Source organism: Pedobacter kyonggii, from assembly GCF_004310665.1.
GTDB classification, from domain to species: domain Bacteria; phylum Bacteroidota; class Bacteroidia; order Sphingobacteriales; family Sphingobacteriaceae; genus Pedobacter; species Pedobacter kyonggii.
Genome location: NZ_SIXF01000018.1, coordinates 33978 through 45740, shown reverse-complemented (window position 1 = coordinate 45740; position 11763 = coordinate 33978). Strand labels below are relative to the sequence as shown.

Annotated in this window: 10 protein-coding genes; 5 read left to right on the top strand and 5 right to left on the bottom strand. The window is 37.5% G+C overall.

What is annotated here, in order from left to right:
- The first annotated feature begins 34 nt into the window (after positions 1–34).
- Positions 35–478 carry a hypothetical protein gene (locus EYS08_RS16970; RefSeq protein ID WP_131031148.1) on the top strand — a complete coding sequence of 148 codons (444 nt, stop codon included), beginning with the start codon at positions 35–37 and terminating at the stop codon, positions 476–478.
- Here EYS08_RS16970 and EYS08_RS16965 read toward each other — a convergent pair.
- Positions 475–1260: a murein L,D-transpeptidase catalytic domain family protein gene (locus EYS08_RS16965; protein ID WP_131031147.1), complete on the bottom strand. Its 786-nt coding sequence runs from the start codon at positions 1258–1260 to the stop codon at positions 475–477. The two genes, EYS08_RS16970 and EYS08_RS16965, sit on opposite strands and share 4 nt — an antisense overlap.
- 336 nt (positions 1261–1596) lie before the next feature.
- Between EYS08_RS16965 and EYS08_RS26480 the strand changes: the two genes are divergently transcribed.
- Positions 1597–1719, top strand: a complete 123-nt coding sequence (locus tag EYS08_RS26480; protein ID WP_255512125.1) for a hypothetical protein — start codon at positions 1597–1599, stop codon at positions 1717–1719.
- Here the strand turns inward: EYS08_RS26480 and EYS08_RS16960 are convergent.
- Together EYS08_RS16960 and EYS08_RS16955 are read right to left on the bottom strand one after the other, a co-directional pair.
- The gene (locus EYS08_RS16960; protein ID WP_131031146.1) at positions 1703–3610 is read right to left on the bottom strand and encodes a DUF3857 domain-containing protein; all 1908 of its coding nucleotides are present in this window, start codon (positions 3608–3610) and stop codon (positions 1703–1705) included. The two genes, EYS08_RS26480 and EYS08_RS16960, sit on opposite strands and share 17 nt — an antisense overlap.
- Positions 3611–5584, bottom strand: coding sequence for a DUF3857 domain-containing protein (locus EYS08_RS16955; protein ID WP_131031145.1), 1974 nt, complete (start codon positions 5582–5584; stop codon positions 3611–3613).
- Between the two features lie 183 nt (positions 5585–5767).
- Here EYS08_RS16955 and EYS08_RS16950 point away from each other — a divergent pair, with 183 nt between their 5' ends.
- Positions 5768–6721 (top strand): exonuclease domain-containing protein, encoded by a 954-nt coding sequence (locus tag EYS08_RS16950; RefSeq protein WP_131031144.1) that lies wholly within the window; start codon positions 5768–5770, stop codon positions 6719–6721.
- Between the two features lie 81 nt (positions 6722–6802).
- Positions 6803–8662, top strand: coding sequence for a M1 family metallopeptidase (locus EYS08_RS16945; protein ID WP_131031143.1), 1860 nt, complete (start codon positions 6803–6805; stop codon positions 8660–8662).
- Between the two features lie 191 nt (positions 8663–8853).
- On the opposite strand, the gene queG is transcribed toward EYS08_RS16945, so the two are convergent.
- Entirely contained in the window at positions 8854–9789 is a 936-nt protein-coding gene (gene queG, locus EYS08_RS16940) for a tRNA epoxyqueuosine(34) reductase QueG (RefSeq protein ID WP_131031202.1), read from the bottom strand.
- Positions 9790–9927: 138 nt separating this feature from the next.
- Here queG and EYS08_RS16935 point away from each other — a divergent pair, with 138 nt between their 5' ends.
- Complete coding sequence (locus tag EYS08_RS16935) at positions 9928–10134, top strand: hypothetical protein (protein ID WP_131031142.1); 207 nt, start codon at positions 9928–9930, stop codon at positions 10132–10134.
- A 63-nt stretch (positions 10135–10197) separates the two neighbouring features.
- Here EYS08_RS16935 and EYS08_RS16930 read toward each other — a convergent pair whose 3' ends face one another.
- The gene (locus EYS08_RS16930; protein ID WP_131031141.1) at positions 10198–11706 is read right to left on the bottom strand and encodes a bifunctional GNAT family N-acetyltransferase/carbon-nitrogen hydrolase family protein; all 1509 of its coding nucleotides are present in this window, start codon (positions 11704–11706) and stop codon (positions 10198–10200) included.
- Positions 11707–11763 lie beyond the last annotated feature (57 nt).

Genomic DNA, 11763 nt, shown 5'->3' with positions numbered 1-11763 from the left:
TCGCTATCTAACAGCTACAATTGATTTTTAATGAATGGATAAAATTTATGAACTGGCAGGTAATAAAATTAAAGTAGGGCTCGAACCGCAATTAATCCGCGTGTATAGTAATGCTCAACTCTGGACTTATCTTGATGGAAAAGCAGAGGCAAGGTTTGAGCTGATGATAAATACCATTAAGGCCGATTATGAACAGCATTTCGGTAAAGCGCTGGTTATTTCTAACGCTTCGCTTATTGTAGAAATCCTGGTACATGTGTATTGCGATTATCTGGGATTGTCTTTTAACCGTATAATAAAGATAAAATGGATTCAGGCTTTGGTTAAAAAACTGCTCAAACGTGCCGAAGTTGTCGATTGCGGCGAAAAAGAGGTAGACAGCAATCGTTGGGTTTGGGATTTACTCGCCTGTTGCAAATCGTTTTTTATCTGGATCTTACCTAAAAACCTGAACGCTAAAAATATTAAACAACATTAATCCATTTGGGCTGCTAAAATCTGTTCCTGGTTTAATATAACACTTGCAGCAAGTGTTTCATTTAAAAATGATGAACTGTATTGTTGTTCTGAATTATTGATAAACAATACCGTTCGGTCCGAAATGGTATTGATCACCTGATCGGCCAACTTAGCCGGAACAGCAGGGCAACCCTGACTTCTGCCCAGTCTGCCCAATTGATCGATGCTTTTTTGACTTACATAACTGGCTCCATGCACCACAATAGCCCTTTCTCTTGCATTACTGTTAAAACCTTGGTCCATGCCATCCAGTTTAAGCGAACGGCCATGTTTTCCGTAATAGATTTCTCCGGTTAAATAAAAACCTAAACTGCTCTGATTCGAATTGATATTGTTGGAAAAGTAGGCTGGTTTATCGCCACCACTGTTTTGCCCATGAGCTACCCAAGTATTTAATACCAATTTTTTGCTCGCAAGATCGATAATATACAGGCGTTTTTTAGAGCTTTCCTGATCAAAATCGGCAATTGTTAATATAGATTTGGCATGTAAAAGCCCCGAATATTTTAAGTTATAAAAACCAGTTAGGGCTTTTTCAAAAACCTGTTCACTTAATCCGGCAGAATCTAAATGAACCTGATGGTAAATATTTGAGATATATTGACTGTATAAGCTATCTGTAGCTGTGTGCCTAACTACTTCTTGTTGTGTATGGGGAAGCTCCGCTGCTTTCCAACTTGTTCCGACAATGCTCATACCCATCAAAAAAATCGTAGCAATGTCCAGGATGTATTTCTTCATTCAGTATGGTTTAGTTTGATATTGAGCTATCTATACGGTTGTTTTGCTCAAATGTTGCCCAAATGAATTCTGTAGCGCTTCAAATACAATTGGTTTTACATTTTCGTGACTTAAAATGGAGCTTTATAGCTTTTGGGAATATGAGGCGCAAGCTATATCATATGTTTTGTTTCCCGCAGAATCGCAGAAAGCGCAAATTTGAGCCGCTTGTCATTCCCAATGGAAATGATCCTCTCTAATTAAATTATATGTGTTAATCGCCTTAATCTGCGGAAAAAAACTTACTAAGTTTTCTTTAAATCTATTTTCCTATTTTTGCCGTATAACGAATGTAAAATGCCAAACGAAGAAAATGACTACTCTTTCTGGACCAAATACAAAAGATTTGCTTCAACAGAAATTTTAATGTACCTGATCATGATTATTGGTATTGGCCTCGGGATTATTTTTTTAAGCTAAGTGCTAATTTTAAATAATCTGCAGAATTTACATCATTAATGAATTTCGAAAACTCATTATACTGTGCTGCTGGAAATGTACCATCGTTTAGTATGAATTTCCTGTAATAGGTTAGTTGGTTGCCTACTAAGCTTGCCTTACATACATATTCCCCAAAAGGGCTTTTAAAAGCTTTGTCCTGTCCAATAATCAATTCTGTAATTACATTATCTGGCAAGGTATAAACAATGGTATCTTCATCTGTATATCCGCGGTTAATGTAAACAGGAAGGGTTCTGTTCTTTATTTCAGGAATCGACCTCCTCAGATTAAAGGCATTGGGCTGTAAAAACATTTTATTCCCATTAACAGGAGCGTAATTTCTGATATTAATGCTTACTTCTTCCGTTAATTTAGGCGATATATCTTTTTTCTGCGCAAAGGAAACCGCTTCGAAATCAATATTGTCAATGTTATAAGCCTCCTTTAATAGTTTATGCTGTTCGGTTATTGATTTACCAATCAACGATTCCTGATTTTCGTATTGTGAGCCAGCGTAAACAGTATTCATCTTTCCAGATACACTGCCGTCTAACTGAAGAGTTAAGTCGGCCTTACGTATCTGTAAGTTCTCAGCAGTTGTTAGTTTTGGTGTATGCAATAGTTTTCCTCCTTCGGCGGTACAGGCCAGTACCAGTCTATCATCAGTAAAATCGCTTAAAAAACCAAATGGGATCTTTTGACTGGTACATTCTAACCAGGTTGTATCATTTTTTAACGGTATACACAAGATAATGTGATTGCCCTGTACCATACTGGCGTATTCCGGGTCCATACTTTTCTTTTCAGAGCCAGCCGATACTACGCAGTAATAAGAATCTATATTTACCGCACTGAGCAGGCTTTGCATGTAATTTACCAAAGCTTTACAATCACCATAACCCAACCGGTCTACTTCGCTGGCAGCAATCGGCTGAAAACCACCAATACCGATTTGTACGCTGATGTACCTTGTTTTGTCTTGTAAATACTGATAGATCTTACGCGCCTTATCCTTGTCCGTTTTTTCGTTTTTTACAAGATCTTTTACCATTTCAATGGTGGCAGGCGGCAGGACTTTGCGTTCTGCTAACAAATCGTCATAAATCCATTTGCCGAGCTCTTTCCAGTTGGTATAACTGCCTTTATGGTTGTAATAATAAAACGTTTTCGGGGCAATCTGGATGTTGGTTGCATAAGTTTCGTGCGCCGGGCTATAGGGTTCAGTTCTAACGGCCAGGATATTATTTGCCTTCCAGATTGTTTTTTTCTGCTTCTCATCAGTTATCACATCTGGCGTTCCACTATAATTCTGGGTTTTTGTTCTTACCTGATCTGTTGGCTTACAAATAAAGGTATAGGTACTTTTCTCTACTGAAACATCATCTGCTGGTTTCGGGCTCCAATCGGGTATAATCAGATTTTGTTTATTTCTAATTTCATAATTGTAAAGCACGGTGTAAGGATATTGGTTTACTGATGGTAGATAGTGTTTTACGCGGCTATCAACAAAGAGCGAAAATCCATCTGCTGCGCTCATATCGGCAAAATCGTTCTGGGAAAACTTGTTGGTGAGCTTGCCAACGCTATTATAAACTTCTCCTTTTATCCCTTTAATTGAAATATTTTTATCGTAATAGAGTACCAAACGTGCTTCGTCTTCTCCATTTTGGTTAAATACCGTAATGGCTTTTTTTACATTAAGTAGAACGTTATCAGGGGAGCGCATATCAATCGTTGTTTCTTCATTCCTGATACAGGCATTGGCCCGATTGCGCAGGTTGGCGGGAATTAAATCAACATCATAATTGTCTTGCGCAAAGCCAGTAACAGAAACTAAAAGCAAGGAGAATATGGTGAATAAGAATCTCATTTAATTTGCTTTTTTTAATAAAAATTCTGTTTTCTGGTTTTGGATAATCTTGCTATAGAATTCCTTTAAGAAAAGGTATTCTTCTGGCTGATAAATAGCATTGTTAAATTGTAAAATCTGACTCATCGAAATGGTGTTCCCATCTAAACCAGTTTGCAGTAAATACCTTCCACCAATATTGGGTAAAGCTATTGCCATATCTTTTGGTTTTTCTATCAATTGGTATTTTTCTGGTAAAAGTACATTGATGATGATGCGCTCGTCAGACGCTGCACCCAAATCAACTGGGTAGGTACGTTCGTTTAAGTTAAACGGATTTTTTGAAATGGTATTGATAAAAAATGGGCTAAAATAAAACTGATCTTTATTGGTGCCATCGTTTATGGTAAACTCTACCTCGTATTTTTCTATTAAAGAATTTTCTACACTATCCAAGTTCGAAATTTGATGATCCAGTATCTTAATTCTGGTTAAACGTTCATCAAGCTTCTCAACATATTCATCTGGCGAATTGTATCGAAGAATATCCTTACGTTTGCCATAAGCCGCGTAACCCATGGTATGGGTTGTTAAAGTGCCAATAATTTTTCCTTCAGTAGTCATTTTTCCCATAAGGATATAACTGGTGGTTGTTCTCTGGCTAGCCTTTAAATCGATCCAGTATGATGGTTTCTTTAAATTAATTACCCTGCCTTGGTCGTTAATACACCGAAGTGGTAACAATCCGAAGGGTAGAAGTGGTTCAGTAGCATCCAATAAATAACTTTTATCGGTAAGGTTTACTTTAGCCACCAGGTAATTAAAATCACTCATTACCGGATAAAGTTTGTTTACAGTTCCATTATCACGGGTAGAAAGGATAACAGCCTCAGCATCTAAACCCGCTGCAGAAAGTGCCGCAATTAGGCTCAGGTTAATATCTGCCACATTGCCCGATCTGTTTTCTAGTGCTTTTTTAATGTTATCTTCTGCGTATTTTCCGTAATAATTATTCCATTTGATCTGTTTTTTGATGTAATTATAAACGGCTTTTGCCTTGTCTAAATCAGTTGTACTTCCTTTTGTTATTTCTGGAATGAGGTCTTTAAAAACATCCTTCCTTTTCATCTGATCGCCCAATGTTTTATACGATGATAGCTCATAATCAACATCTTTCCAGGTTTTGGTATAAGATGTTTTCCCTCCATTTAAATTCTGAACATCAGAAAGCTCAAAATAAATGGCCGATTTGAAGTTACTGGGAGCGGTCATGTTATCTTCCTCAATAAATGCCGGAATGTTTTTCATCATGTAGTTGATTTTTGAGCAATCAATGGGAACGCCTGAAAGCCTTAAACATTCTTTGCTCAGTTCAACTTTTTGGTCGGTTAGTTTTTGAAATCCGCGTAACGAAACATTGTAATTGTAAATACCGGGAATGTAAACCAAATATTCGCTAATTACCTTCGGAATGTTGCTTTGAAATTCCCACGTTTTGAAATTAAATAGGTTTGGAGATTTTAGCCTATAGCTATACTCGATTACCGATCCCTCTTTGAGGTTTGGAAGTGTAAACTTGGTCAGCCTGGTATATTTTGACCTGTTTTCAGTGAAAACAGCCTTTCTGTCCATCACGGTTTCTACAAAATTATTGTTTACATAATTAAAAGTAGAAGCTTTTAAATCACTTATTGTTTCTTCTCGGGATTCGTCTTTGTAGGTTGGAATAACAATATTAGCTTCCTTAAAGCCTTCTTTATTGTAGATTTTGATTTTTACATGATGCTCAAAAATCAGCTCTAAACTACCTGTATTGTCGTCCCGTTGGATAGATGCTGTACCAAATTCTTTTAAAACAATGGCGTTGGCATTACTGTCTAATTTTTTTTTGTCGAATTCGTAATCGTCATAGGTGATTGCGCCAAAGTTAAAGTTTTGAGCATGAGTAGTTAATGATAGAAATAGGAGAAATAGTATGGCTAATGTCTTATTCATTTGAGCGTATATAAATTGTCGCAATTTAATCCTACAAACTAACATTCTGAAATAATTTGACAATTAAATTTATAAATTAATAAAGCTGTTTTACAGAACTAATGAAACCTTTTTAGCACTTTTGAAAAAAAGAATTTGACATTCCGATTCAAATCTAATGTCGCCAATCTCACATCATAAGAAATGAAATTAAATTTAAAGCGCCCTTTAGCATTTTTTGACCTAGAAGCTACTGGAATAAATGTTGGAGCTGACAGGATCGTTGAAATAGCGGTTTTAAAAGCCATGCCAGATGGTACTGAACTTGTTAAAACCTGGCGGGTAAATCCAGAAATGCCGATTCCTTTGCAAACCTCGTTAATACACGGTATTTATGATGAAGACATTGCAAACGAGCCTACCTTTAAAACTTTGGCAACAGAAATTGCTGAATTTATTGGAGAAAGTGATCTGGCGGGATACAATTCGAATAAATTTGATATCCCGATGCTTTTAGAAGAATTTTTAAGAGCTGAAGTGGATTTTGATATGAACAACCGCAAGTTTGTTGATGTACAGAATATATTCCACCAAATGGAGCAACGCACTTTAAAAGCGGCTTATAAATTCTATTGTCAAGAAGATTTAATTAATGCACACGCTGCAGAAGCGGATGTTATTGCCACTTACAAGGTTTTACTTGGCCAGTTAGAAATGTACAAGGAAACCGAGTTCGAGAGCAAACAAGGTGTAAAAAGTATTCCTGTTGTAAATGACGTAGATGCACTGCATATATTTACCAACATTAATAAACCTGTAGATTTTGCTGGCCGATTGGTTTACAATGATAACGATGAGGTATGTTTTAACTTTGGTAAACACAAAGGTAAAACCACTGCTCAGGTATTTTCGGTAGAGCCTAGCTATTATGCCTGGATGAAAAATGGCGATTTTCCATTGTACACGAAGAAGAAGTTAGACGAGGAGTGGGCAAAGTTCAATGCTAAGAAAAATGAGAACAGGGCAGCACGACCTCAAAATAATACACCTGCCAATAAACCTCAATATCAACAAAAACCTCAACCGAAGACAGAAAAGCCAGCACAGCCAATCAATACAGACATGTTGGAGCAGTTGAAAATGAAGTTTGGTAAGTAAATTTTGGTTAATTGTTAATATTGATTTTTTTAAAAGATAACATTACGCTATGCGCAAAGCACTTTGCCCTAAACTCAAAAAATGAAATCTATAAAGATATTTAGCCTTCTATTGTGTACAGCATTTTACGCTAACGCGCAGACTATTTTACCAATAGCACCTGAATTTCAGAAAACCTATCAAAAGGAAACAAGAAATACGGACGGAAAGCCAGGGAAAAATTATTGGCAAAATACTTCAAAATATGATCTGAATGTAGATTTTAATCCAATTAGCAGGCTGTTAAAAGGTAAGGTTCAGGTAACTTATACCAATAATAGTCCTGATACGCTGAAGGAAATATGGTTTAAACTTTATCCAAATCTGTACAAAAAAGGAACACCAAGAAAGTCGAAAGTGGCAGAGTCTGACCTGGGTGATGGGGTTGCTATTGAAAAAATGGTAGCGAACGGAAAATCAATCATCGATTTTAAAATTGATGGGACAAATATGACTGTTAACGTTCCTGCTGTTGTACCTGGCAAAACCATTAGCTTTTCTATCGATTATCGCTATACTTTAAATAAAGGATCGCACATACGTACAGGTCAGGTAGATGAAGGTTCACATTTTGTAGCCTACTTTTTTCCTCGCATAGCAGTTTATGATGATGTGGATGGCTGGAACAAATTTCCATACACTGGTGCTGAGGAGTTTTATAACGATTTTGACCAGTTCAATGCTTCAATTACGGTTCCAGGTGGATATGGAGTTTGGGCAACCGGCGACCTGAAAAACCCTTCAGAAGTTTTCCAGAAAGATATTGTTTCCAGAATGTTATCTGCCGAAAAAAATGACGCTGTAATTGATGTGATTACCGACAAAGATTTAGCTGATAAAAAAGTAACTCAGCCGAATGCTTTTAATACCTTTAAATTCGAGGCTAAAAACGTTACTGATTTTGTATTTGCGCTAAGCGATCATTACCTGTGGAAATCGAGCAGTTTAGTAGTTGATCCTAAAACAAAAAGAAGAACCCGTGTAGATGCTGTTTTTAATCCAAAACATAAAGATTATTACGAAGTGATTGATTTCGCCCGTAAAACGGTTGAAGCCATGAGTTATACTTTTCCGAAATGGCCTTTTCCATACAATCATGAAACAATATTCGATGGTTTAGACCAAATGGAATACCCAATGATGGTGAACGATAACCCGGTTGATAACCGCACAGATGCGATTACTTTAACCGATCATGAAATTTTTCATACGATGTTTCCTTTTTACATGGGCATAAACGAGACAAAATATGGTTGGATGGACGAAGGTTGGGCCACAATAGGCGAGTGGCTGATTTCTCCGATGATTGATTCTACCATTGTTGATGAATACGGCGTACAACCTACGGCTTCGTCATCAGGCGGGAAAGATGATACCCCAATAATGACTTTAACACCAGATTTAAAAGGATCAGGATCTTTTACCAATTCATACCCTAAACCAGGTTTAGCTTATTTGTTTGTTAAAGATTACCTTGGAGACGAACTGTTTACCAAAGCTTTGCACACTTATATTAAAAACTGGAATGGTAAACACCCGATGCCATATGATTTCTTTAACAGTATTAACGAGGGAAGCGGTAAAAATTTAAACTGGTTCTGGAAAGCATGGTTTTTTGAAGATGGCGTTACCGATATGGCTATTAAAGCAGTTGACAAAACATCAAGTGGATATACAATTACCATTGAGAATAAAAGTATTAAAGCTATGCCGATTGATTTATCCCTGACTTATGAAGATGGTTCTGTCGAAAATAACCATACTACTATTGGCGTTTGGGAAAAAGGGGATAAGCACGTGAAAATTGATATCAAGACAATAAAGAAATTATCAAAAGTAGTGATGGGAAACCCACACACCCCTGATAAAGTGAAAAGCGATAATAGTTTTTCGTTGAATTAGATGAATACGGAGGATTCAGGTTTTTCTGGGCGATCTGCTTAGTTTAACTTGATCTTGCTAATAAATTTGCCTTGATATATAGTTATCGCTATGAATCGTCATCTCGACTGGAGCGAAGCGGAATGGAGAGAGCTTTAAACTGTACTAGGGTCTTCGACTCCATTGCGCTTCGCTCGAAATGACGATAAACATTATTCAGGTTTCAGAAAATCGATATTCCTTTTCAGTCCGGAAAATTTAGTGCGCTTAACGGCCGATCCTTTAAAAACCTTTTTAAAAACATCATCTGTAATTTCAGTCAGGTCTTTTGCATTCAAATCCAGTAAGCCGTTTTCTGGTTTAAAAGCACTTTCGTTGTGGGCTTTAGAGAAACGGTTCCAAGGGCAAACATCCTGGCAGATATCACAACCGAACATCCAGTTGCTCATTTTATCTTTAAACTCACTCGGAATTTCATTTTTCAGCTCAATGGTGAGGTAGGAGATACATTTGGTTCCATCTACAACCTGAGGTGCAATAATGGCATCAGTTGGGCAGGCATCTAAACAGCGTGTGCAGCTTCCGCAATAATCAGCCTGGTATGGGTGATCATAATCTAACTCCAGATCAACAATCAACTCAGCAAGAAAAAAAAAGGAACCATCAGTTTTACTGATCAGATTAGAATTTTTACCAATCCAGCCAATACCAGATTTTTTCGCCCAGGCACGATCTAAAACAGGAGCAGAATCTACAAATGCCCTTCCCGAAACTTCACCAATATTTTCTTCAATAAAATGAGTTAGTTCTTTTAATTTATCTTTTATTACTGTATGGTAATCTTGTCCGTATGCATACTTGGAAATTTTTGGCGCATCAGGATCTGATTGTTTTTCTTCTGTGTAATAGTTTAAGGATAAGGAGATTACTGATTTTGCATCCTCTACCAAAAGTCTAGGATCAAGGCGTTTATCGAAATAATTCTCCATATATTTCATCTCACCATGGCGGTTTTGATTCAGCCATTTTTCCAGTCTTGGTGCCTCTTCTTCAAGAAATTCAGCTTTCGAAATACCACAGGCCATAAAGCCCAAACGCAGGGCTTCATCTTTGATGAGTTGGCTATATTTTGCAGAATTGTTGTACACCGATCTGCAAAGATAAGGCTTAGGATTTAAAACATTTTCATTAATCACTTGTTCTAAATACTGAAACTAAATTAATTAATTATAGTTCGTCCTGATTGAAATCACACAAGGAAAGGAGGAACTTTTAGAGTATTAGCTATGGAAAATATAGATCCACAACATACGGAATCAGGAGCAGCTCCTAAACCGATCGAAAAAGATTACGAAAGTCATAAAGAAGATCCAGGGCCAGCAAAGCCAGCGGTAACTGAGAAAGATGAAAACGGTGCGGGACAAGCTTTAAAGTGGGTATTGCCACTAGCTGTGATTATTGGTCTGATTATATGGTTTGTGATGAGAAAATAATTAGCTTTAGATTATAATGAAAATGCCGGCTCATTAATTTGACCGGCATTTTTTTATGGATTATTATTTCAAAAGTTTAACCTGATAAAGGTCTTTTCTTCTGTCTTTTAGCACTTTTACTGTTCCATAGTGGTGCAGTTCGTCTAGTAAATGCAGGTCAACATCTACCACTAAAACCATCTCCGTATTTGGCGTAGCCTCAGCTTTTATGGCATTGGTTGGGAAAGCGAAATCAGAAGGTGTAAAAACAGCCGATTGCGCGAACTGGATGTCCATGTTGTTTACCTTCGGTAAATTGCCTACGCAGCCTGCAATGGCCACATAACATTCGTTTTCTATCGCCCGGGCCTGAGCACAATGCCTAACGCGTGTATAACCATTCTGTGTATCGGTTAAGAATGGTACAAACAAAATCTGCATGCCCTGATCGGCATAAATGCGGCTTAATTCAGGGAATTCTACATCGTAACAGATCAAAATGCCTACTTTGCCACAATCGGTATCGAAAACCTGCACTTTGTCGCCACCAATCATGCCGTAATATTTTTGCTCATTTGGTGTAATGTGAATTTTCCTGTACTCGTCTATTTTTCCGGTACGGTGACAAAGGTAAGTGGCATTATAAAGTTTACCATCCTCAATAAGTGGCATACTACCTGTAATGATATTAGTATTGTAGCTCAAAGAGTATTCGTGCATTTTTTGTACAATCTCTTCTGTTTTTTCGGCGAGTTTGCGCATGGCCTCAATCTCTGGCAAATGATTGTATGGTTGCAGTAAGGGTGTGTTAAATAGCTCAGGGAACATCACGAAGTCCGATTTGTAACCACTTAGCGCATCAACAAAAAACTCTACTTGCTCATAAAAAGCGTCCATGTTGGGGAATAAACGCATTTCCCATTGCACCAAACCCAAACGGATGGTCATTGCCGAACGGGCTGAAGCATCGATACCCTGGTAATAAATGTTATTCCACTCAATTAAGGTGGCATACTCTTTTGATTCTTTATCGCCAGGTAAATAGTTTTTCAATACTTTTCTTACGTGAAAATCATTAGAGATCTGGAAAGTCAATGTAGGATCGTAAATTTCTTTTGCTTTTACCTTGTCGATATACTGCCTTGGGCTAAGCTTTTCTGCATATTGGTGATAACCCGGAATTCTGCCACCAGCAATAATGCTTTTTAGATTTAGGCTTTCGCAGAGTTCTTTACGTGCCTCATATAACCTTCTTCCCAAGCGCAGACCACGGAAGTCGGGGTGCACGAAAATTTCGATTCCATAAAGGGTATCTCCGTTGGGATCATGTGTTGTAAAAGAATAATCACCAGTAATCAACTTGTAGGTATGCCGATCTCCATATTCGTCGTACTCTACAATAATGGCAAGGGAACAGGCTACAACCTTATCATCAACAGCGATACATAGCTGTCCTTCGGGGAAAATATTTAAAAGTTTCGCAATACTTGATTTTGGCCAGATGGAACCGCCCATACTGTCGTAGGCCTGGAGCATCGATTCTTTAAGATCTTCGTAATCTTCGAGCGTTAGTTTACGTAATTCAATATTCATAATGTTTGATTTGTATTTTATGAACACCAAAAGGGCTTAAATGTTCAGATGGACTGT